Origin of the sequence: Bacillus sp. H1a, from assembly GCF_000633475.1 — a bacterium.
Classification (GTDB): domain Bacteria; phylum Bacillota; class Bacilli; order Bacillales; family Bacillaceae_G; genus Bacillus_A; species Bacillus_A paramycoides.
In genome coordinates, this window is sequence record NZ_AYMH01000059.1 from 1 (window position 1) to 23,154 (window position 23,154).

General features: G+C 37.4%; 23 protein-coding genes and 1 pseudogene. 6 read left to right on the forward strand and 18 right to left on the reverse strand.

What is annotated here, in order from left to right; translation table 11 throughout:
• The 8 genes and pseudogenes from U860_RS0124570 to U860_RS0124605 all read right to left on the reverse strand — a co-directional run.
• Window positions 1-1,278 (reverse strand): annotated as a pseudogene (locus U860_RS0124570) (DNA translocase FtsK); the annotation flags it as partial.
• Window positions 1,279-1,435: 157 nt separating this feature from the next.
• Complete coding sequence (locus tag U860_RS0124575) at window positions 1,436-2,389, reverse strand: N-acetylmuramoyl-L-alanine amidase (RefSeq protein ID WP_025150597.1); 954 nt, start codon at window positions 2,387-2,389, stop codon at window positions 1,436-1,438.
• Window positions 2,390-2,430: 41 nt separating this feature from the next.
• The gene (locus U860_RS0124580) at window positions 2,431-2,775 is read right to left on the reverse strand and encodes a hypothetical protein (protein WP_025150598.1); all 345 of its coding nucleotides are present in this window, start codon (window positions 2,773-2,775) and stop codon (window positions 2,431-2,433) included.
• Between the two features lie 301 nt (window positions 2,776-3,076).
• Window positions 3,077-3,691 (reverse strand): YtpR family tRNA-binding protein, encoded by a 615-nt coding sequence (gene ytpR / locus U860_RS0124585; RefSeq protein WP_025150599.1) that lies wholly within the window; start codon window positions 3,689-3,691, stop codon window positions 3,077-3,079.
• Window positions 3,688-4,500: a DUF1444 domain-containing protein gene (locus U860_RS0124590; RefSeq protein ID WP_025150600.1), complete on the reverse strand. Its 813-nt coding sequence runs from the start codon at window positions 4,498-4,500 to the stop codon at window positions 3,688-3,690. Before U860_RS0124590 ends, ytpR begins: the two co-directional genes overlap by 4 nt.
• Before the next feature lie 79 nt (window positions 4,501-4,579).
• Window positions 4,580-4,894: a thioredoxin family protein gene (locus tag U860_RS0124595; RefSeq protein WP_000838192.1), complete on the reverse strand. Its 315-nt coding sequence runs from the start codon at window positions 4,892-4,894 to the stop codon at window positions 4,580-4,582.
• 84 nt (window positions 4,895-4,978) lie between these two features.
• Complete coding sequence (locus U860_RS0124600) at window positions 4,979-5,488, reverse strand: DUF84 family protein (RefSeq protein ID WP_025150601.1); 510 nt, start codon at window positions 5,486-5,488, stop codon at window positions 4,979-4,981.
• A gap of 443 nt (window positions 5,489-5,931) precedes the next feature.
• Entirely contained in the window at window positions 5,932-7,005 is a 1,074-nt protein-coding gene (locus U860_RS0124605) for a M42 family metallopeptidase (RefSeq protein ID WP_025150602.1), read from the reverse strand.
• Between the two features lie 148 nt (window positions 7,006-7,153).
• Between U860_RS0124605 and U860_RS0124610 the strand changes: the two genes are divergently transcribed.
• The gene (locus U860_RS0124610) at window positions 7,154-7,465 is read left to right on the forward strand and encodes a PepSY domain-containing protein (RefSeq protein ID WP_000118537.1); all 312 of its coding nucleotides are present in this window, start codon (window positions 7,154-7,156) and stop codon (window positions 7,463-7,465) included.
• Between the two features lie 214 nt (window positions 7,466-7,679).
• Here U860_RS0124610 and U860_RS0124615 read toward each other — a convergent pair whose 3' ends face one another.
• Both U860_RS0124615 and trmB read right to left on the reverse strand, forming a co-directional pair.
• Entirely contained in the window at window positions 7,680-8,534 is an 855-nt protein-coding gene (locus U860_RS0124615) for an MBL fold metallo-hydrolase (RefSeq protein WP_025150603.1), read from the reverse strand.
• A 70-nt stretch (window positions 8,535-8,604) separates the two neighbouring features.
• Window positions 8,605-9,258 (reverse strand): tRNA (guanosine(46)-N7)-methyltransferase TrmB, encoded by a 654-nt coding sequence (gene trmB, locus U860_RS0124620; protein WP_025150604.1) that lies wholly within the window; start codon window positions 9,256-9,258, stop codon window positions 8,605-8,607.
• A gap of 264 nt (window positions 9,259-9,522) precedes the next feature.
• Between trmB and U860_RS0124625 the strand changes: the two genes are divergently transcribed.
• Window positions 9,523-9,801, forward strand: a complete 279-nt coding sequence (locus U860_RS0124625) for a YtzH-like family protein (RefSeq protein WP_002112336.1) — start codon at window positions 9,523-9,525, stop codon at window positions 9,799-9,801.
• 4 nt (window positions 9,802-9,805) lie between these two features.
• On the opposite strand, the gene U860_RS0124630 is transcribed toward U860_RS0124625, so the two are convergent.
• The 4 genes from U860_RS0124630 to pepV all read right to left on the reverse strand — a co-directional run bounded on the left by U860_RS0124630 (window position 9,806) and on the right by pepV (window position 15,254).
• Window positions 9,806-10,603, reverse strand: coding sequence for a phosphotransferase family protein (locus U860_RS0124630; RefSeq protein WP_002077574.1), 798 nt, complete (start codon window positions 10,601-10,603; stop codon window positions 9,806-9,808).
• A gap of 250 nt (window positions 10,604-10,853) precedes the next feature.
• Window positions 10,854-12,995 (reverse strand): type I pullulanase, encoded by a 2,142-nt coding sequence (gene pulA, locus U860_RS0124635; protein WP_025150605.1) that lies wholly within the window; start codon window positions 12,993-12,995, stop codon window positions 10,854-10,856.
• Between the two features lie 203 nt (window positions 12,996-13,198).
• Window positions 13,199-13,744 (reverse strand): RNA 2',3'-cyclic phosphodiesterase, encoded by a 546-nt coding sequence (gene thpR / locus U860_RS0124640; protein ID WP_025150606.1) that lies wholly within the window; start codon window positions 13,742-13,744, stop codon window positions 13,199-13,201.
• 103 nt (window positions 13,745-13,847) lie between these two features.
• The gene (pepV, locus tag U860_RS0124645; RefSeq protein ID WP_002173830.1) at window positions 13,848-15,254 is read right to left on the reverse strand and encodes a dipeptidase PepV; all 1,407 of its coding nucleotides are present in this window, start codon (window positions 15,252-15,254) and stop codon (window positions 13,848-13,850) included.
• Between the two features lie 358 nt (window positions 15,255-15,612).
• Between pepV and U860_RS0124650 the strand changes: the two genes are divergently transcribed.
• Window positions 15,613-15,834 carry a DeoR family transcriptional regulator gene (locus tag U860_RS0124650; protein WP_000805512.1) on the forward strand — a complete coding sequence of 74 codons (222 nt, stop codon included), beginning with the start codon at window positions 15,613-15,615 and terminating at the stop codon, window positions 15,832-15,834.
• A gap of 82 nt (window positions 15,835-15,916) precedes the next feature.
• On the opposite strand, the gene U860_RS0124655 is transcribed toward U860_RS0124650, so the two are convergent.
• Together U860_RS0124655 and U860_RS0124660 are read right to left on the reverse strand one after the other, a co-directional pair.
• Entirely contained in the window at window positions 15,917-16,645 is a 729-nt protein-coding gene (locus U860_RS0124655; RefSeq protein ID WP_025150607.1) for a pseudouridine synthase, read from the reverse strand.
• A gap of 42 nt (window positions 16,646-16,687) precedes the next feature.
• Complete coding sequence (locus tag U860_RS0124660; RefSeq protein ID WP_025150608.1) at window positions 16,688-18,340, reverse strand: polysaccharide biosynthesis protein; 1,653 nt, start codon at window positions 18,338-18,340, stop codon at window positions 16,688-16,690.
• Between the two features lie 310 nt (window positions 18,341-18,650).
• On the opposite strand from U860_RS0124660, the gene U860_RS0124665 reads away from it, so the two are divergent.
• Window positions 18,651-19,922 carry an NAD(P)/FAD-dependent oxidoreductase gene (locus U860_RS0124665; RefSeq protein WP_025150609.1) on the forward strand — a complete coding sequence of 424 codons (1,272 nt, stop codon included), beginning with the start codon at window positions 18,651-18,653 and terminating at the stop codon, window positions 19,920-19,922.
• Between the two features lie 235 nt (window positions 19,923-20,157).
• Entirely contained in the window at window positions 20,158-21,597 is a 1,440-nt protein-coding gene (locus tag U860_RS0124670; protein ID WP_025150610.1) for an MDR family MFS transporter, read from the forward strand.
• A 58-nt stretch (window positions 21,598-21,655) separates the two neighbouring features.
• On the opposite strand, the gene U860_RS0124675 is transcribed toward U860_RS0124670, so the two are convergent.
• The gene (locus U860_RS0124675; RefSeq protein WP_002173835.1) at window positions 21,656-21,979 is read right to left on the reverse strand and encodes a metalloregulator ArsR/SmtB family transcription factor; all 324 of its coding nucleotides are present in this window, start codon (window positions 21,977-21,979) and stop codon (window positions 21,656-21,658) included.
• On the reverse strand, window positions 21,980-22,408 hold the full coding sequence (locus tag U860_RS0124680) for an SRPBCC domain-containing protein (protein ID WP_025150611.1): 429 nt from the start codon (window positions 22,406-22,408) through the stop codon (window positions 21,980-21,982).
• Window positions 22,409-22,909: 501 nt separating this feature from the next.
• On the opposite strand from U860_RS0124680, the gene U860_RS0124685 reads away from it, so the two are divergent.
• Entirely contained in the window at window positions 22,910-23,137 is a 228-nt protein-coding gene (locus U860_RS0124685; RefSeq protein WP_025150612.1) for a DUF3973 domain-containing protein, read from the forward strand.
• The last annotated feature ends 17 nt before the right edge of the window (window positions 23,138-23,154 follow it).

Below are 23,154 nucleotides of genomic sequence, written 5' to 3' on the forward strand. Positions count from 1 at the left end.
TGCTTCTTCCTTAGATTCCTCGAATTCCACAGCTCCTGCTTCTTCCTTAGATTCCTCGAATTCCGTAACTTCTGCTTCTTCCTTAGATTCCTCGAATTCCGCAACTTCTGCTTCTTCCTTAGATTCTTCTAATTCCGCAACTTCTGCTTCTTCCTCAGATTCTTCTAATCCCACAGCCTGGGCTTCTTCTTTAGATTCTGCCAATTCTGCTTCAGAAGCATCTGGTATTTCTACAATGATCGTTTCTTCAAGCTTTTCATCTGCTTTTACAATCACTGCATCTTCTAAGGACTCTTCTTCGACTTGATTTGCTACAACTTCAACAACAGTTTCTTCTATTTCTGTATTACATTCATTTTCTTCTGTTAATATCGAATCCACGTGCTCTACTTTAGAACCTACTGATTCTTCTTGTAAAGTTTCTTCGTTACCTTCTGTAGATGATAACGCCACTACATCTTGCTCCTGCTTCAAGGCTTGTACCGTTGTAGCCTCTTTTTCCATATGCTGTCCTACTGTTTTATGAAGCTGATCATCACTCTGGCTTTCTTCTAATGAAGGGGCTTGACGTTCAACTTCATAACCGTTTTTCTCCAACCATGCATCCACAACCGATTTTTCTTCTACTTTATTACTTCGTTCGTTCACTTCGTTCTTAACGGATGAACTCCCTTGTAGAACCCTCGAAAAGTCGGATAATGTATATCCCTTTTTCTCTAACCATGCGTCAACGACAGCTTTTCCTTCAACGGATATTTCAAGATCTTCTCTTTCCTCTTCTTCCTCCTGTACAACCTTCGTTTCTACTGAAGGACGATTGTATCCATAAATCGGAGAAATCATTTCTGTTGGACGAAATGGTCTACGGTTACTTTCTTGTGACGGTACAGATGCTCTTTTTACGACAGGCTCTCGTTCCTGTTCATATTGCACTTCCGGTTCTTCATATGTAGGGACTGCTTTTTCCACATATGGTCGTCTGCTTCTTTCCACTTTTATTCCTCTTTGAGTAGGTTGTTCTTCATATGTTCCTCTTTGAACAGATTGTTCTTCAAAGCGGGGTAATTCTCTTACATCCTCCTCATCGAAGCCATTGTCTGGTATTAATGGAAAACGGCATTTCCCTGCATTCCGACTTGCCATTTGTGCTTCTCTTGCTTCAGTGTAGTGGTTTACACGAGGAATTTTCGGCTGACTTTCAATTTGTTCCGGTACTTCTTTATTCATCGCTGTTTTTTCTTCCTCTTTGTTAAACAGCTTTTTCATCCAATCTAACATGCTTACCACTCTTTCTACTAAATAGTAACATCCTTTATTGTATCAGCATTCGGCAAAAAGTGCAGGTAAAATTAAGCATATTAGATTTATCCATAATATTCTAATTTACGAGTGTTTTGCATATAGAAAAAAGCAACCTTTCATATAAGGCTGCAGTTTAAGCTTTATTTTTTCGATATTCATCTACACTATCCGTCACGCTTTGTAATAAAGAATTTACATACTGTGGGTCAGATAATTTTTGGTCTTCTTCTGGGTTTGACATAAATCCGAGTTCTAATAGTACTCCAGGCACTTTCGACCAATTAAATCCAGAAAGGTCATCTCGAAATTTAATTCCATTTACTTTCACCTGATGATTTTCCCTCATTTTATTTACAATTGTTTGAGAGATTTGAAGACTTTCGGCATAGATTTCTTTCGTATATTGATTTCCTTCTGCTGGCGTCAATACAGCAAATCCACTTTGATTTGAATTTTCAGAACCATCCGCGTGAAGACGTAAAAATAAATTCGCCTTATGATCATTCGCGAATGTCGCTCGTTCCTTATTACTTATATCAACCTCATGTGACGTTCTCGTCATCAATACTTGTATACCTTTTGCTTCCAGTTTTTCTTTCAATATAAAAGCCATTTCTAATACAAGAACTGATTCCCTCTTTTTCGTTACAATCCCTGTCGTTCCATCTGTTACTTTATATTTCTGCGTAGTTGCTCCTGGGCCAATCGGTTCTAAATTTAAATTCGCTTTTTGTTGATGCCCTGGATCAATTACAACGAGAAACTTTCCTTGTTTCTCATTACTCTCTACTTTTTTCTCATTATTTTGCGCTGGGTGCTCAGTTTGCTGCGTAGGTAGGACTTCTTCTTTCTTTTCTTGGGCCGGCACTTCCTCCTGCCTAGGCTCTGCTTGTTCACTCGTTTGAATAGATTGTGGCTCTTCTTTCTTTTCTTCTTCCTGCTGCTTTTCTACCGGTGCGTCTTCCTTGTTATCTTTGCTTTTTTCTTGTACAGAAGATGTTGTTTCTTTTTGCAGTTGTTCTTGTGAACAACCTCCCATATATATTCCAATGACTGCAATAGCACACATTATTTTTATATACTTCATTTTTCTCCCCTATCACTTTGCACCGGACTCAAAGCATTTTCTTATAGATTTTTTATAACCTCATCCATATTCCCGAGATGAATAGGTTGCCACGTTTCTGTACCGCGCTCTGCCGTATAAACTGGATAAGTATCCTCATCCACATTAACGAAAATAGGATCTCCCATATCCGTTTCATATCCAATAACAATCCATCCTTCTTGCCATTTTCCACTTTCTTTACTTATTAATGAATTTTTATGTTTATCATACCGATAACCAATTTGTCCTTCTTCTAATTCATTTTCACTAAATACATATATTTCATAGGACCCCAATTCAATATCTTGTTGTTTTGAAATTTCAATTCGTTTCAGAAGTTCTGCTACTTTTAGTTGTTGTTTCATACGTCTATCCCCTTCTATTTTTCTAAATTTTAACTAGATTGTTTATAAAATACAATATGGATTTTAAGAAAAAAGTTACAAATAAAATAAGGATGTCCCATCAGTCGAATTTCCGACTAGGTGACATCCTTACTTTCTCTTATACCATCTTGAAATTACATTAACAATTTTCCAAATATATCTATCGTAACTTACAATATATCAACGATTCGACAAGGAATATCGAATTACAGACAAAAGTTCACAAAAACAATAAAAGAGAGGCTATCCCAAAAGGACACCCTCTCTTTTATTACATCAATTAAAACTTAAATTCTTGTCCAACTTCAAAGCTATCTTCTAATACAAGAATACCTTTTTCTTGTGGAGCGTCTGGAAGCTCTAACTCACGTGCAGAGCAAATCATTCCTGAAGAAGGAACACCACGAAGCTCAGCAGGTTTAATTAACATACCACTTGGCATTACAGCACCGATTTTTGCAACAACAACTTTTTGTCCTGCATCAACGTTTGGTGCACCACATACGATTTGTAATGTTTCTGTGCCAATTTCTACTGTACAAATGTTTAATTTATCAGCATTTGGATGCTTTTCTTTTTCAGCTACATAACCTACAACAAATTTCGGCGTGAAATCTGCTTCTACTTTCTCTTCAAAGCCGTTCTTCGCTAAAATTCCGTTAATTTTTTCAACAAATTCTTTCGTTAATGTAACGTTTCCTTTGTCTGTTACTTCTACATAAGAAGATGCATTAAAGATGTTAAAGCCTGCTGTTACATTGCTTTCACGGTCATAAACACGAGCAACATCTCCTTTGCGGTCAAATGTACGGTTTTCTAAAGTAATATCTTGTAAGATAACAATTAAAGTGTCACCAATTCCTTCAAGGTTGTAAAAAACGTTCACTTCGTTCATCCTTTCTCTTTTCCATCTGTCTTCTTCCGATTCTTCGCTAAAATAAAGATTGGTTCGAAGTCTCCATCTTCATATACGAATGAAAGTGATGTAATCGGAACATGCCCTTCGGCAAAAAATTTCATCGTCATTTGTGCAATAATATCATAACCGATTTCGTTGACGATATCAGCAATAATTAATACATCTTGGTGAGGAACAGCAACAACCATATCACCAGAGATTTTTTCACGCATCGATTGTAGTAACGATTCGTTTAAAATACGACTCGCATCATACCCATCATTTGTGTTTAAAAAGTAGAATGTATTACCGGCTACTGTATCCTGTTTAAATTCATAACCTAATGAGCGAGCATTAAATAATGCCATTTCACGTACTTGTTGCTCTGTAAGTTCTAATTTTTGTAATAAACGCTCATCAATTAGTCGATACGTTTTATTAGAATCTAGTGCATAGTAAATACGTGTTTCCGCCGTATGATCCGTCATAATAAACGGATTTCCTTCTTCTGCTTGTTTTGGGAAAGAAGTAGAGCGAATAACAGGTAAAATTTTTGCCGTGCTATTTTCTTCTTTATGCATTGCAATTAGCGCTTCTTGTACGTAATAAGCGACCTCTTCAATCGCTTTTTCTTTGTTCACTTCCCATTTTGCCACTACTCCTGGCAGTGATACGTTAATACCTTTTTTCGAGTCTTTTTGTTCAATACGAAGAACTTCTTTCTCGCTATCATAATGAAAGTCCCATTCTGGTCGAGATAATTTCTTCATTAACTCGTCTTTCATCTTTTTACTTGTCATCTTCATCTCTTTTTCCTCCCTTCCAAAAAAATAACCTCCCCCGCGAAGGTAGAGGTTGTTTTTACAATTCAATTGGCTAATTGTTTTATTTTAAACCTTCAATAAACTCTTCGATTTGCTCTTGTGTTTTACGGTCTTTGTTTACATAGCGTCCAGTTTCTTCCCCTTTATTGTACGCTACAAAGCTCGGAATGCCAAATACGTCTAATTTCACGCATAGATCAATAAACTCGTCACGATCTACATAGTAAAATGAGAAATCGCTATACTTCTCTTCCACTTCTGGCATAAATGGATCAACGAAACGGCAATCCGGGCACCATTCTGCTGAGAACATGAAGACTACATTCTCTTCATTTTTTAATTCTTGGAATTGTTCCATGCTTTCTAATGATTTCATCTATATTTCCTCCTCTAACGAGTGCACTTTTTTCACACTATAATCTTTTCTTTATACTACCATACATCGCGCACGGTGCAAGGTTTATGCTTGCTTTTCATCATACTTATATTGCCCAACTAGTAACTTAACAACGTGTACAAATAATTCCGTTCGGTCTACATAATCATCTGTAAAAATACCGATGGCACCTTCGTGACTACGAATATCTTTTCGCTGCACAAACTCTTCCATCACTTCACTTAGCTCTTTTCCTTCTTCAAGAGATGCTAAAAAATCATCTGGTAACTTAATACGTGCCCCGCCCGCAACAAATGTTTTACCGTCAATCGTCGCTAAGGCACCCCAGTTACACATAAATAACCCATGCTCCGTTTTCATAACGCCGCCTTCGAGTCCAATACCGATATGAGCTTTACCTTCCTGCAGCGCTCGCTTCGCTCTATTAATCGCCCCTTGCATCGTTTCTTCATCTGAAAATGGCTGAGCTGATACTCCTGACGGAACAGAAAGGGACATAACCGTCACATCTGTCCAAACCTTCTCCACAGCCCCAACCTTCGTCTTATTCTTCGATCCAACTACTACCTTCATTTCGTTCACCTCTATAAAAATTCATCATTTTACCTTAATAAAACCACTCTTTATACGTAGTACAAGCACCAATTAGGAATTGACCGCTACTACACACAGCCGAGATATCCCCTCTACCTATAAAAAAAGATAGCTTTCCACTATATTTTCAGCTCCGAACACAAAAACAGCCTTACTCTCTTTTCCTATCCGCGGTCTTAATACATCATTCGAGCACCACTTAAGCACTGACCGCTACCACCCATCAATGGGTCATCTATTCACCAAAAAAAGAAAGAACTTTTCCAAAATCATTCCCGGCCCCTAACATTAAAACAGGCTTACTCTCTCTTCATACCTGGGGTTTATACATCGCTCGAGTACCAATTAGGCACTAACCGCTCCCTCACATCGATGGGTCATCTCTCCTACCTAAAAAAAGAAAGAGCTTTTAGCCCTTTCTTCTATGCGTTATTCTTAATCGTCTCTAATGTCGTTTTATCCGTCGCTCTCACAAGCTTCGTAATTAATTCCTTCGCAGCTGCATAATCATCAACATGCAAAATCGAAGCATGTGTATGAATATAGCGGGCACAAACACCAATTACTGCTGATGGGATACCGGAGTTACTTGTATGTACACGGCCCGCATCTGTACCACCTTGTGAAATAAAATATTGGTACGGAATATTATGAGTTTCTGCTGTATCTAAAATAAATTCACGCATTCCTCTATGCGTTACCATCGTGCGATCATAAATACGAAGAAGAGCTCCTTTTCCTAATTGACCGAACTGCGTCTTATCACCAGATGCGTCATTTGCTGGACTTGCATCAAGTGCATAGAAAATATCTGGTTGGATCATATTTGCAGCAGTTTGTGCTCCGCGAAGGCCTACTTCTTCTTGTACAGTAGCACCAGAGTATAATGTGTTTGGTAATGTTTCATCTTTTAATTCTTTTAATAATTCAATTGTAAGGCCACATCCGTAACGGTTGTCCCAAGCTTTCGCCATAATTTTCTTCTCATTTGCCATCGGCGTAAACGGGCAGATTGGCACGATTTGTTGTCCTGGTTTTACACCAATTTCAATCGCATCTTCATAACTATCTGCACCTATATCAATTAACATATTTTTTATATCCATTGGTTTTGCACGTTGCGCATCACTTAATAAATGCGGAGGAATTGAACCAACAACCCCAACAACAGGACCATTTTTCGTCATAACTTGTACACGCTGAGCTAATAGTACTTGGCTCCACCAGCCACCTAACGTTTGAAAACGAAGCATCCCATTTTTCGTAATTTGCGTAACCATGAAACCTACTTCATCCATATGACCTGCTACAAGAACGCGTGGTCCAGTTTCGTCCCCTTTTTTCAGACCAAATACGCTACCTAAACCATCTTGAACAATTTCATCCGCATATTTACTTAATTCTTGCTTCATAAAACGGCGTACATCATGTTCAAAGCCTGACGCACCTTGTAATTCTGTTAACGTACGAAATAATTGTAATGTCTCTTTATTCACGAAGTCCCCTTCTTTCAAACCTTAGTAGAATACCTCTTTTATTGTAACGAAATTTTCGAAATGTTTCTAGTTTCTTCTTTTTTAGTTGCGTTTGCATTATAATTATTATTGGTACACTATTTTTATTTTATAGAATTGAGGTGAATATATGAGCTGGAAAGGTTTAGTAGCAGGTCTTGGCGTTGGATTCGCAGCTGGTTATTTCGTTGCAAACAAAGTACAAGAACAATCCCATATTTCTTCAGAAAAAGCATTGAAAATGGTGAAACAAGCATTAAGTCATAAAGGTGAAATTACTGGCTCTTGGGTACATATGGTTCCAGAGACGTTTGAAAAATATGATGTCGCGTATGAAGTTTATCGCGGTGGTCTTACAACAATGTTAGATGATATACAAGAACGATTTGAATTTTTAGTTGATGCTAAAACAGGTACTGTTTTAGAGGTTATAGCAGCATAAAAAAGAGGTTTCCCATTAGGTGAACCTCTTTTTTTCGAAAAAGGTACGATAGTAATTGAAATTATATCGGCGATTTTTCGAATATATCGATCGCAACTCCAAATATATCGGCGATTTTTAAATTATATCGATTTACCGACAAAAGCTGACAATAATAGCGATCAATAATAAGAGGAGGCTGTTCCAACTGACATTTTTGGACAACCTCCTCTTATTATGCTTCTATACTTGTTTTTCTCTCTATCTTTTCTACGATATGCCCTTCCTCATTCCACTTTACTGCACGGTAAAATGCATCATGATAAAAAGTAAACCACGCCTCTTTTTCAGCACCATATTTCATCCACTTTTGCTTATGTTCTATTGATTTCATCGGATAATCATCATATGCCATTACCCATAATACATTTTGATGTGCATGCGTTGGTAAAATGTCCGCTAAATGAAGCATCGTTTCTCCCTGGCTTTCAAGAACGATAACGGCATGTCCATCACTATGACCACCCGTATGCGCCATCTTTATTTCATCCGTAATTTCTATTTCTTGCTGAAAGGTAACAACTTTATCTACGATTGGCTCCCAATTTTCCTTCCAATATGTATTACGCGATCTAATATTCGGATTTCTCATTTCATTCCACTCAGTTTCACTTACATAAATCGTTGCATTCGGAAACGCCGGAACAAGATGATTTTCCTCCCATTTTGTTAAACCAGATGCATGATCAAAATGAAGGTGCGTCATTAAAACGTAATGAATATCCTCAGGCTTTAGTCCGAGCTTTTCTAAAGATTCATAAACCGATGATTCTTCTGTTACACCTTGATTTCGCTTCATTTTCTCATTCAATTTACCGTTCCCTATCCCTGAATCAATAAGCATGTTTCCTTCTTTCGTTTGCAAGAGTAACGGATCTGTTCGTAAATAAATATGATTTGTATCATTATGTTTATATTTACGTGACCAAAGTACTTTCGGCACAACTCCAAACATTGCACCTCCATCTAAATGTGTATTCCCGCCTTTTAGCCATGTCACTTTTATATTTCCAATTTGTAACTGTTCCATCTTCCATCCCCCTTTTCCTTTTAATTTTAACACAAGATTCTGATTATTTTTCATATAAAAAACCTATGCATTACTGCACAGGCTCCGTACGATATTTCGCTTCCACTCGATAAATACGATGACCTTTACTAGAGAATTTCTCTTCGTACTCTGTCATAATGTTTCCTTCATAATCACTATTATGAAGATCTAGGCTAAGGTAAGTTAATAACATACCATACTCAGCCATACTCATAAGAGAATATTCAAATAAACCTTGGTTATCAGTTTTGAAATGAATTTCTCCGCCCTCTACTAACACTTCTTCGTAATTGCGTAAAAATGTTTTATATGTTAAACGACGCTTCGTATGACGATTCTTCGGCCATGGATCTGAGAAGTTTAAATAAACGCGGTCAATTTCACCTTTCGCAAAGAAAACTGTTAAATCTTCAGCATCTTTATTAATTAACTTTAAGTTTGGTAATTCTTCTTCAATCAATTTATCAAGCGCATCTACAACGACACTTGTGAATTTTTCAATTCCGATATAGTTAATATGCGGATTTGCTTTTGCCATATCATACATAAAGCGACCACGACCTGTACCTACTTCAATATGAATTGGTTGTTCATTTCCAAATACTTCTTTCCAGTTACCAGCTCGCTCTTCTGGGTTTCCAATTACGATATGTGAATACTCATTAATTCGATCCATTGCATAAGGTTTATGTCTTAAACGCATAGATGTCTCCCTCTCTTTACAAAACTATTTTAAAGGAATGATTCCTTCTGTCTGTTTTAATCAATCTATCAAACAAAAAACCAAGTACGTACGAGCACTCGGTCCGTTTCTTTCAAGTATAAGATGTACCATTTTGATAAAAACTACATACAGCATTAAACGAAACTCCGATGTTTCGTTAGCCAATGATTAACTACTCCATGACGAGCAGCTTTTTCTCCTACATGTTCCAAAGAGAACAACAATCGAAAGGATGATCCGTTCATGCCAATTAATCAACAGCATCAATTAGAAGTGTTAAAAGATATTTTAATCAACCATCAAAGTGATTGCTGCGGGACAGTTTCTGAATGCGAGCAATTAGAGCGCCTCATTCAATCGTTACTCGCAAACGATAGTATAAGTAGTGACGCTAAAGCAATGCTAAACGATGTATATTCTTATAGTCAATCGGGTAAATCTTCCTCTAATTTGGACAACCATATTTCCAATAATCAAGAACAACTTACTCAGTGGATTGCTGGAATGGACAATTTTTCTTAATACTTTATTCTGAAGCAAGTAGTTGCTGTAAATATTGGTGCCAATATTTAGCTTCTGCTTGCTGCTTTTTTGTTGTGTGCCATTGAATAGATAAAATCGTTTGTGCTATAACATACCATCTCATACGCCTAAGCAATGATTCATCCAGTTCAACATCGTAATATCCGAGCCACTCACTCCATTCATGGCGCGGAACATACCAATATAATAACATACCAAGGTCTAAAGCTGGGTCAGCAATCACAGCTCCATCCCAATCAATTAAAAACAATTCATCTTCATCCGACAATATCCAATTGTTATGGTTTACATCACAATGGCATACAACGAATTCATCGTACTCAATATCTTTTAATGACTCAGTTAAATATTGAAGACCTTGTTGAATTGTCTCATCGACTCTTATATCTCCTCTTAAAACAAGCTGTAATTGTTGTAATAACTCTTGTGCATGAAGCGGCTGCTTACCAAGCCGTTGAATCATCTGCACAAGTGCTTTAGAAGAGTGTATTTTCTTCAAAAGTTTCGCAACACGTTCTAGTTTCATATCCTCCGGCTCTAGCTTCTGTCCCGGAAGCCATTTTTGAGCGGAAATTACATCACCATTCGTTACCCTTCTTGTCCAAAGTAGTTTTGGAACAATTCCTTCTGCTGACAATACCGCTAAAAAGGGCGATGTATTCCGCTTTAAAAATAACTTTTGTTGTCCGTTTTGCGCAATATATGCATCGCCCGTTACTCCACCAGCCGGTATAAGACTCCACTCTTTTCCTAATAATTGTTCCAACCATTCCATATTCATTACCCGTTAACAAATCCTTATCTTTTATAGTTATGAAAAGAAAAACCGCAACATTTCTACACATGTTGTGGGTTCATATATATTTTACTGTAGTTGAATGAAAAGAAAACTTGGCATAAGCCGAAAGTAGGACAAATCGCCTACTCTTCTAGTTTATTTTACAAAACCACTCGTAGAATGACAACTTCTCAAAATCGTCACCTTTGTCAATTCTACATTTATTACATTCTCATCGTCAAGTAGCGATTTGTCACATTATCGTCAATATATACGTGCTAGTTGGAGCCATTTGAAGTTCCTTTCCTCTAAATGAAGAAATTGGCTGTACTTTTGCTTGTTTTTCGTCTACTAACACATGCCACGTTTCTTCTTTAGGGAGTTGGACCATTTCAGGTTGCAAACTACTATTGAATAAAACGATAATCTCTTTCCATGGCCCAAAAGATTCTACGTGTTGTAAATGGTATGCAAGGACTTCTGTGGATGTTTGTAAAAAAGTCATATACTTTTTTATGAGGTCAGCATTTTGTAATCGAAATGCCCCATGCTCCTTCCGAATCGCAATTAACCCTTTTATATAATTAACTGTCTCCATCTCTTTCTCTTTTTGATCCCAATCTAATCGATTAATTTCATCAGTGGCATTATAACTATTTTCATTTCCGTTCTTAGTACGATAGAATTCTTGCCCGGCATGCAAGAAAGGAATTCCTTGTGAAAGGATAACCATTGCGGTTGCTAAACGATGACGCTTTTTCAAAATTTCTTCTGATTCTTGATTGCTACGCACTAGTTTATCCCACATCGTCATATTGTCATGACATTCTACATAATTGATGCTTTGCACTGGCTCTAGAAACAACCCTGTTTCTTTCACACTTAAAAGACTACCACCTACTATATACTGCAAATGATTACAGTCTACATGCCCACCAAATGCAAAGCCGCGTTTATTTATATTAAAAGTACTTCCTTTTATCCCATCACGAAATTGATCATTGAACTGCGCGATATGCGGCATTTTATTTGCATTATTTAACGTAGCTTTTTCCTCAAGAGGAAGCGGTGTTTGTAAATCCCATCCTTCTCCTAATAACAGCGCATCACGCTTTATTTTTCGTACTTCTTTTTCTACCACATTCAGCGTTTCAACATCTAAAATTCCCATTAAATCAAATCGGAACCCATCAACATTGTATTCTGTAAGCCAGTATAAAACAGACTCTATAATAAATTTCCTCATCATTCTCCGTTCAGATGCTATATCATTTCCAACTCCCGTCCCATTAGACGGCATACCATCCTTACCGTGCCTGAAATAATATCCTGGCACCAATTTTTCAAATGAAGATGTCTCTCTTTCATATATGTGGTTATATACAACATCTACAACAACTCGGATGCCGTGTGCATGAAATGTTTCAATAAGTTGTTTACACTCTACTATCCTGTTATACGGATTGGAAAGGTCTGTAGCATAAAATCCTGTTGGAGCATTGTAATATAATGGATTGTAACCCCAATTATATGCGGAGGAAGGATTCGCCTCATCTATGCCACCGAAACAATATAAAGGCAATAGTTCAACATGTGTAACACCTAAATCTTTTATATGAGATAATCCCGTTAACGTTCCATTTCGTCCCGTCGTTCCCTCTTCCATCAACCCTGTATATGTCCCTTTTTTATGCACTCCACTATTTGGATGCATAGTAGCATCACGAATATGCAGTTCATACAATATGGCATCTGTCATTGACTGTAATGGTGGTAATTGTTCTCGTTTTGTTACATTTGTCTTTTCCAAATCGATAACAACGCCATATTTCCCATTTACAGTCACTGACTTTGCGTATGGATCTACCGCTTCATTCCATATTAAATTAATACAAACAAGAAATGTATATTGCGCTCCGTCTAAATCGCCTTGTAATGTCTGAATCCAAACTCCGTTTTCTTCCCTGTACATTTCATGATCGGTATATTCTTTATCACTTTTATAAATTCTTACTTTTGCAAGCCTCGCAGTTGGAGCCCACACTTTAAATGTTGTTGCTTCTTTTTGATACACAGCACCTAAGTCTGTACCTTCGTAATAATACTTCTCATCGAAAATCGCTGTTCGAATCACAGCACCTATTTGTAAATCTGTTTCTTCGTTCCGTTCATCTCGTACTGTATAATACTTCCCCACATCTAGCGGCTCTTCTATAAAGCACTCATACTTCGTTGCATCCGGAAGTGCGATAGTATGAGCAATCGGTAAATCTTTCACATTGTTTCCTTCTTGTAAACGAAATGTCCGACTTGTTCCATACGCATGTGGGAGCAAAATTGTAATTTTATTCATTTCATCTAAATAAGCATCAAATGGACGTTTTACTTTCAACATAAAAAATCACCATCATCCTCAAAATTAAAATAAAGTGAAACCTTAATGAGGAAGGGATTCATCCTCCACTCATTATTAGCCCCCACCAATTGGGCCTTTACGATCAGCAAATGATAAGGCTTTTCTTATCAGCAAGACTCTATACAGTAACTCCATTATTCTCTATAGTATATTCACCTGTATAAAAAACGTTTTCATACATTCTATTTTTGTAATTTTATTTCAGCAATCGCTTTATACTTCGGTGTTTCCTTCACGTGAGATTCGTATAAAGTAACCGTATCCACTTGAAATGATATTTCAGCCACTTCTTTTATATTTTCTAAGTCAAACTTTTCTTCTCCTACCCATTTACGGGCAACGGTAATGTGCGGATGATACGAACGTGTTTCTAAAGAAAACCCATTCCCTTCACAAATAGCATGCACTTGCTTTTGTAACTGAAACAAATCGTGATTCTCACTTACCTTCGCCCAAAAAATACGAGGCTCGTCTTCTCTGCCAAACGTTGAAAATCCTTGTAATGTGAAAGATAGTTCCTTTTTTTCTATAAGTGTTTGTAATCCATTCTTTATTCCTTCTAACTGTTCCTCTGTCGCACTCCCTAAAAAAGAAAGGGTAATATGATAGTCTTCCTTATGTACCCACGAGCGAAATGGTAATTCCTCCTTCATGTCCTCTTTATAATTAGAGAGCACTTCTTTTATATGATTTGGTAAAGTAATTGCGACAAAATAATGTGGCTCCATGTACATCTTCTCCTTCTTTATATTGTTGCTTTTCTTTCTTATCTCATTCAGCTAAAAAGAAGCCGCTCTCTAAATTAGAGAGCGGTCATAATTACAACATCCTTCATTTTGCTAATTCATAAATCGCTTGAGCATAAATTGCTGTTGCTTTTAATAAATCTTCAATTTCAATGTACTCGTCTTTTTGATGAGCAAGTTCTTCTTTTCCTGGGAATAACGGACCAAATGCAACGCCAGCTTTCAATGAACGAGCATAAGTACCGCCACCAATCGCTAACAATTCGGCCTTTTCACCAGTTTGTTCTTCATACACGCGCTGTAAAGTACGAATTAATACATGATCTTTATCAACGTGATGCGGGCGAGAATTTGAATAATCCGCTACTTCAAATCCGTGATTATGGGCATACCCTTTTAACTTTTCAATCGTTTCTTCAAAGTTAGTCGTAACTGGATAGCGCACATTCAATCCTAAATTACCACCGTTTTCTTTCGTGTAAGAAAGACGGCCAACATTCACTGTTAGCGGGCCACTAATATCGTCTTTATAAGAAATACCAGCTTTTTCTCCAAGAATATCGCCTGTAAATGTTTCTGTTACAAACGATGCAAATGAAGTCGCTTTTCCATCAAGAGAAACTGTCGTTAAGAAGTTTGCCAATAACAAACCTGCATTTTCTCCCTTTTCTGGAGTAGATCCGTGAGCTGAAACTCCTTTAACTTGCAACGTTATCGTATTTCCTTCTACAATTGCTTTGCCTATTTTCTTAGCAGTTTGTAAATACTCTTCATATGCTACTGTAAGTGCATTTACATCTTCTCCTGTAATCACTGCTTCTGCAAAATCAGGAACCATATTTAAACGACGGCCTGACTCAAATGAAATAAGCTTATATGCGCCGCCTTTCTCTTCGCTACCATTTTGCACAACTTGTATATCAGAAATTCCTTTTTCGGCATTAATAATTGGAAAATCTGCATCCGGCGCAAAACCGATCGTTGGCATTTCTTCATTTTTAAAATAATGATCTACACACTTCCAATTACTTTCCTCATCTGTTCCTAAAATCATTCGAACACGTTTTGAAAGAGGCAATCCTAATTCTTTTACAATCTTCATTGCGTAATAAGCTGCCATCGTCGGCCCTTTATCATCAATTGCACCACGTGCAAAAATCTTCCCGTCGCGAATATCAGCACTATACGCAGGAGTTGTCCAGCCGTCTCCTTCTGGTACAACATCAACGTGACAAAGAATACCTACTAACTCTTCTCCTTGTCCCATTTCAAGATGGCCTGCATATCCTTCTAAATTTTTCGAAGCGAAACCTTCAGTTTCTCCTTTATGTAACATGAAAGATAAGGCTTTTTCTACACCTTCACCAAATGGTGCGCCCTCTTTCGCAGATTCTTCTTCCCATACACTTTTAATTTGTAAAAATTGTTGTGTATCACGAATTAAATCATCTTTTCGCTTTGTAACTTCTTCTGTCCAATTAATCGTTGACATCACGCATCCATCCTCCTTCTATATTCTCTCTTTTATCATAGCAAACCAAAATCTCTTATGCCATATACCGAAACCTAATAACGAACAATTGTAATATTTCTGATATTTCTTATTAGTTTTTCTTTTATTTTTTCAAAAAAATTTGCAGGAATTTGGCGTTTTACGTAGAAATTTATGAGTTAGTTGACTGACCAGACATACAATGTCAACTACCAATATTTTTCTATATGAATATTTGTTAAACTTTTGTAAAATTTAAGTAAGTTAAGGCATGAATTTTGTCATGTAGAGTACAATGGTAGTAACGACCTTCTTTCCTGAATGGGGTCAAAAAAACTAGTAGAGGAGTGGTTTTCTCTTGAAACCTACAACTACTCGTATGCTAACACGCATTAAATCAATTTATATGTACATCAATGAAAACGGAACGGTAACGACGAAAGACCTTGTAGATGAGTTCGGGATCACACCGCGAACGATACAACGTGATCTAAATGTGTTGCAGTTTAATGAACTCGTGTATAGCCCTTGCCGCGGTAAGTGGACAACAACAGGAAAGAAAGTGAGAATGACCTCATAACGAAAACAATTGTATGTAAAATAAATACATACCCCTTTCTATATAATTAGAAAGGGGTTTTTTCTGCGCCTTAAAATCGGCATTATTTTTCGTTATCTACTTGATACGTCTTTAACATTTCTACTTCTTCATCTGTCAATTCACGATACTGTCCAAGTTCTAGCTCTTCATCCAACACTAAAGGTCCCATCTCTGTTCTCTTTAAGTAAACTACTTTTTTCCCTACCGCTTCAAACATGCGCTTCACTTGATGGAATTTTCCCTCTGTAATAACGAGCTCGATTTCCGAAATATCATCGCTTTTTAAAATTGTAAGTTCGCCTGGCTTCGTTTCATAGCCATCATCTAAAATAACACCTTTTGCAAACTCTTTTATATCATCTTCCGTTACAACGCCTGAAACGTGTGCATAATATTTTTTCGGCACGTGCTTTTTCGGCGATAATAATTGATGCGTTAGCTTCCCATCATTTGTTATTAATAAGAAACCTTCTGTATCAATATCAAGTCTTCCAACCGGGAATGGATCAAAAATCGCATCTTCTAATTCTAATAAATCTATTACTGTTTCATGATTATCATCTTCCGTCGCTGAAATAACACCTTGTGGTTTATGCATCATTAAATAAACAAACTCTTTATATTCCACAACTTCACCGTGAATCATAACTTCTTGCTCTTCTACATTCACATGAAACTTCGCATCTTTCGCTGGCGTTCCATCAATCTTCACAACGCCGTCTTTCAATAATTTTTTTACTTCTTTTCTACTTCCGTATCCCATATTCGCTAATAATTTATCTAATCTCATATTCTTCACCTTCTTTATTTATCATAAGAAAAGGGGACGTATTTACGCCCCTTTTGATTTCAACTTTATTTTGAATCTACTACCAAGCTTACGTTGGATTTTGTCTAAAGCTTCTCCACCAAATACTCTTTCTAGTACTCCTGTGCGAATCGCTAACAATCCGTAAACAAGGCCACCAATACCTGCACAAATCGCAACTGTAATAAGAGCACCAATACGGCCATCAGGCGAAATCATGAAGGATAGAAGCCATTGTGATAGTTTTACAGCAATAACCATTACAAGTGTTAATACTGCAATTTGGAATGTTCTCTTATATACAACACCAAATGAATAGTTTGCATGTTTTTTGATTTGTCTATTCGTATACCATACGGAAGCTAAGAAGCCGGCTGCAGTAGCTAAAATCGCCCCAACTGTACCGAAATAACGAATAAAGATTACGTTGCATACAAATTTCAAAATAACACCCATCACAAGCGCAATAACCGCGTGTTTCTGCTGGTTAATCCCTTGTAGGATCGCCGCTGTTACCGTGAACAAAGCAAACAATAGCGCGACTGGTGCATACCACATTAATACTTGTCCACCTAGTGGATCTGAATCGTAAAAAGCAGTGTAAATCGGATATGCAAGTGCAGAAATACCGATAACTGCTGGCAATGTTAAAAACATATTTGCCTGGAATGTTTGTGTAATTTGTAATTTTAAATAACGGTATTGCTTTTCAGTAAACGACTTTGTAATCGCTGGCACGAGCGTTAAACTAAACGCTGTTGCAAGTGATACTGGGATCATAATTAATTTATGCGTCCACATCGTGAAAATACCAAGTGCTCGCTCTGCGATATCCCCTTGACCAATTGCCTGCATAATAGAGTTAAATGTCAATGTATCAATTTGTTGATATAAAGGAATTGTTAACCCAATTACAACGTAAGGAATTGCATACGCAAATAATTCTTTAAACAATTGAACGGTACTTACTGTCGATTCTGGTACAGTTTGCTCAATTAAATATTGATCCAAATATTTTTTACGTTTTAGCCAGTACCAAACTAATACGCCGAGAGCTCCAACTGCTGAAACGAATGCAGCGAATGTCGCAACCCCAACTGCAGTTGCTACTGTACCGCCAAGTACTTTAATAACGATGAAACTACCCGCTAATAAAAAGACGATACGAATAATTTGCTCAATAATTTGTGAAACCGTAGTCGGTCCCATCGATTGGTGACCTTGGAAATAACCACGAATCAAACTTGCTGCCGGCACAACAATAAGTGCAAAACTTACGAGGCGAATAATCGTCGTAACTTCTTCTATCTTATTTTGTAAACTTTGTTTACCAAGCATTGCTTCTGCAAATAATGGTGCGGTCATGTACAGTACTAAGAAGGAAAGAACTCCTGTTACTATCATCATAACCATTCCCGAACGGAACATTCTCCGGCTCGTTTTATAATCTCCAAGTGCATTATATTTGGAAACAAACTTCGAAACAGCAAGCGGCACCCCTGCCGTTGCAATACTTAAAAATATCGTATATGGAATATATCCATATGTATAGAGCGTTCCGCCTTCTGTGCCTACTAATGCATGAAACGGAAAGACGTAAATCATGCCTAAGAACTTTACTAAAAATGTCCCTAACGTCACAATAAGCGTTCCGCGCAGAAATTTTGAATCGGACATACAAAAATCCTCCTACTTCTTATATAAAGTGAAACTTTAATCAGTGGACAGGCTTCACCCCCACTGATTATTAGTTGAACCAATCGGGCTTTTACGGGCAGTTGACCTCCCGCTTCAAAACTCACTTCTTTGCTTCTGCTAAGTCTTAGGATAGGAGTCTTACTGCCCGTTAATACGGGATAACGCTGAACTCTAACTTTTGTATTGTACCACAATTCTCTCCTGAAGCAGTACTTCACTCTATTTTTCTTTTAAGAGAAAACATGCTATTCTTTTAGGCAGGAAATGTAGAAAATGAGGTCGATATATTATGCATTATGATGTTATTGTCATCGGTGGCGGTCCTTCAGGGCTAATGGCTGCAATCGGTGCTGCTGAAGAAGGCGCAAATGTCTTACTTCTTGATAAAGGAAATAAACTAGGACGTAAACTTGCGATTTCTGGTGGTGGTCGTTGTAACGTAACGAACCGTCTACCACTTGATGAAATCGTTAAACATATACCTGGAAATGGTCGCTTCTTATACAGCGCTTTTTCTATTTTCAGTAATGAAGATATTATTACATTCTTCGAAAATCTCGGTGTAAAACTGAAAGAAGAGGATCATGGCCGCATGTTCCCAGTATCAAATAAAGCACAATCTGTTGTAGACGCACTTTTAACACGATTAAAAGATTTAGGTGTGAAAATACGTACGAATACGCCTGTTGACACGATTGAATATGAAAACGGTCAAACGAAAGCAGTTGTATTGCAAACAGGTGAAGTGTTAGAAACAAATCACGTCGTTATCGCTGTTGGCGGAAAATCTGTTCCTCATACCGGTTCTACTGGAGACGGATACGCATGGGCTGAAAAAGCCGGACATACAATTACAGAGCTTTTCCCAACAGAAGTACCAATCCTTTCAAACGAACCATTTATTCGTGACCGTACATTGCAAGGTCTTGCTTTACGCGACGTAAACTTAAGTGTATTAAACCCGAAAGGAAAAGCTGTCATTTCTCATAAAATGGACATGCTCTTCACTCACTTCGGCCTATCTGGTCCTGCCGCTCTTCGTTGTAGCCAATTCGTTATAAAAACGATGAAGAAGTTTAAAACGAACACGGTGCAAATGAGTATCGATGCATTGCCAGAAGAACATAGTGAGCAGCTGTTCCAACGCATGCTGAAACAAATGAAAGAAGATCCGAAAAAAGGAATTAAAAACGTTTTAAAAGGCTATGTTCCTGAACGTTACTTCCTATTCTTATTAGAAAAAAATGAAATTGACGGTAGCGAACAAGCTGGACAAATTTCTCATGAGAAGATTCGTGCACTTGTGAAAGACTTTAAAGAATTTACCGTTCATGTAAATGGTACTCAGCCGCTTGAAAAAGCGTTCGTTACTGGCGGAGGTGTATCCGTTAAAGAAATTAACCCGAAAGAAATGTCTTCGAAATTCACGAACGGTTTATATTTCTGCGGAGAAGTTCTTGATATTCACGGTTATACTGGTGGCTATAACATTACATCTGCCCTTGTTACTGGTAGAATCGCCGGAACAACAGCTGGGCAAAATGCGAAAATGCAATACTAAAAGAAACAGGGATTCCTGTTTCTTTTTTATATGTTGAAATAATAAAATAGCATATAAAATTATATCGACCGTTTTTTCAAAATTATTAGCGATTTTTTCAATATATAAGCACTCCGACAAGGAACGACAAATCTCCTATCCTTATAATTCCTGTTTCTTTTTTGTTGCTTTATATAGCTTAGTACCTTTATATTTTATATTGTTGAATATTTGAAAAAGGGTAAGGGGAAAACAAATGAGAAAAAAAGTCATGATGTCTTTAATGCTAATGACGTTTCTTTCTGCGGTAGAAGGAACGATTGTTAGTACAGCAATCCCTCGTATAACGAGTGATTTGTCAGGCGTCGAACTTGTTAGTTGGGTATATGCAATCTATATGCTTGCAACAGCTGTTTCGACTCCAATATACGGAAAACTAGCTGATTTATTCGGCCGTAAAAAAGTTTTGCTCATCGGAGCAACAATCTTCTTAATCGGTTCTGCACTTTGCGGAGTCGTTACATCAATGGAACAATTAATCTTCTTCCGTGCTCTTCAAGGTATAGGGGCTGGGGCTGTTATGCCGATTACAATGACGATTATTGGAGACTTATATAGCGAAGCGAAAGACCGTGCGAAAGCACAGGGCTGGATGAGTGCCGTTTGGGGTGTATCTGGTGTTATCGGACCGTTAGTAGGTGGATTTTTAGTTGATTCCCTTTCTTGGCGCTATATCTTCTTCTTAAACGTTCCGTTTGGAATTATCGCTTGCTTAATGATTGCCACTTCTTATAAGGAATCTATTAAGTCCTCTAAGCAACATATTGACTACCTTGGTGCAACGGTCTTCTCATTAAGTACAATTGCTTTACTATATGCACTATTAACAGGTAGCAGTAAGCAAAACTGGGGAGACATTACAATTATCGGCCTATTAATCTTTGCCGCTGTGTCATTCATTATTTTCTTATACATCGAGAAAAAATCTCCGGAACCATTAATTCCGCTAGCACTTTTCTCTAACCGTACATTATCTACTATAAACATATTAACGCTTATTGCTGGTGCAATGATTATTAGTATTACAGTGTACCTTCCAATTTGGAGCCAAGGTGTATTAGGGAAAAATGCGACAGAAGCTGGAATCATTTTAATGCCGATTCCTGTTATGTGGACATTTGGTGCTATGTTCTCCGGTAATTTAGTTGGCAAGTTACAAACAAAACAAATCATTTTACTTGGAGCTAGCATTTTATCAGTTGCTTCATTCTTATTATTTACATTATCAACAGATTCACCATCATTCCTTATTTATGTTGCAGTCGGATTATTCGGCTTAGGAATGGGACTTGTCACACCAATTTACATGGTAACAATTCAAGCAGCTGTACCGGCTCATACGCGCGGAACAGCTGTCGGTTTAAACACATTCATTAATACATTTAGTCAAACGTTAGGTGCTGCAATTTTCGGCATGGTCTTCAATACGATGATACATGCACGTGGCATCAAAAACCTTGACCTCGTATCTTCTGGTGGACATGGAGGATCTGCGGCAAACGTAGTAACTGAATCACAAGAAGCATTAGCCTCAAGTATACACGTCATTTATATGAGCACTTTCGCATTAGCGGTATTAACATTAATTATTGCTTGGCTCCTATTAAAGCCAGCTAAACAAACAAGTGAGCAATAGCAATAATAAAGAGGATGACCATTTCGGTCATCCTCTTTCCTTATATGAGCGTTAAAATCTATTCTTCATTCTCCACAATATATTTAAGCATAGACAATTTATTATCCCAAAATCGTTCATAATACGAGAGCCACTGCTGTAATTCCGCTAACGGCTCCGGCTGCAAACGATATATCTTTTCTCTTCCACTCTTTCTTCCACTCACTAAATTCGCTTCTGAAAGAATATGCAGATGCTTCACAACAGCCGTACGGCTCATCGGAAAATGATCCGTTATTTTTGAAATTGGTAACTCTTTATCACTTAATAACCGTAATACTTCTCGGCGGGTTGGATCAGCAATTGCCTGAAACACATCGTATTTTACTGCCGACGATGCCACTTAGCCCTCAACAACCTTTTTCAGTTTTTCATTTACAATCGCTATCCAACCACCATTCATTCTGTCGCGAATAATAGAGCTCTTTGCATTCGCTTTCGGAAGAATTTCATCAGGATGTTTCCAACCGCCGTGAATTAACGTAAATTCTGTTTTATCCCCTAAGTCTTTCAAAATAAACGAAACGATCCAGCCATCTGTATCCCATGAGAAAGATAAACGATTCGGTTCATCAATTTCTAACACTTTACATGGTGATGGCCCAAAAGGTGATTGTATATGAAACTCATGTCCTACCTTTAGTTCGAAATCATTTGGCATAAACCATGACGCAATTCCTTCTGCAGTTGATACTGTACCCCATACTTTTTGAATAGATGCATTAAAAATAACCGTTTGTTTAATGTCGTTTAATGTATTTTGTTGTTCCATTTTATTTCTCCTTTATTCAGCATTAATACATAACACCTTTTAGTTGTATCCAGATAATATAACACCTTTTAGTTTCATGTCAATAAAGTGAAACTTTAATCAGTGAGGTTTTGTCCATCCCCCACTGATTATTAGCCCACACCAATCGGACTTTTACAGACAGTAAGACTCTTTTTACTGTTGAGAAATTCTCAACATTTTTTCAACAGGACAAACACTCTCTCACCATTCCTTCATAATATACTCACAAAGGCAATAAAAAATAAAAACTTCGCTCAATATGAAACTCCATCATTCATATCGAGCGAAGCGCCTAACTTATCTCACCTGTACTTCGTCTCTCCTCCTTCCCTCGTGGACAATACGTGAGATATGTGAAATCAGAAGGAATACGCCCACCATTTGGGTAGGTAGTTATTTCTCTTCTCCTCAACATTTCCTTAGGAGCGGAATGACTACCCACTCATTTTTTTAACCAACAATGAAAAGGGGATGAAAGCTATGTTCTACTGCATTAACTGTTCTGAAATTCACCACGAAAAACATCCGAAAGATAAAGTATTTAAAAACGGTTTTTATATTGATCCATTTTTAGGTGATCGTTATCACCTCGGCATGTGCACTGATGCTCAGGAACATGCAACAGAAGAAGTTCTTTTAACGACAAAGAAGATAGATGCAACGCAATCTATTATGAATATTTTACCGACACATGTTGTCCCAACATAAAGCATAAAAAAGAGCTG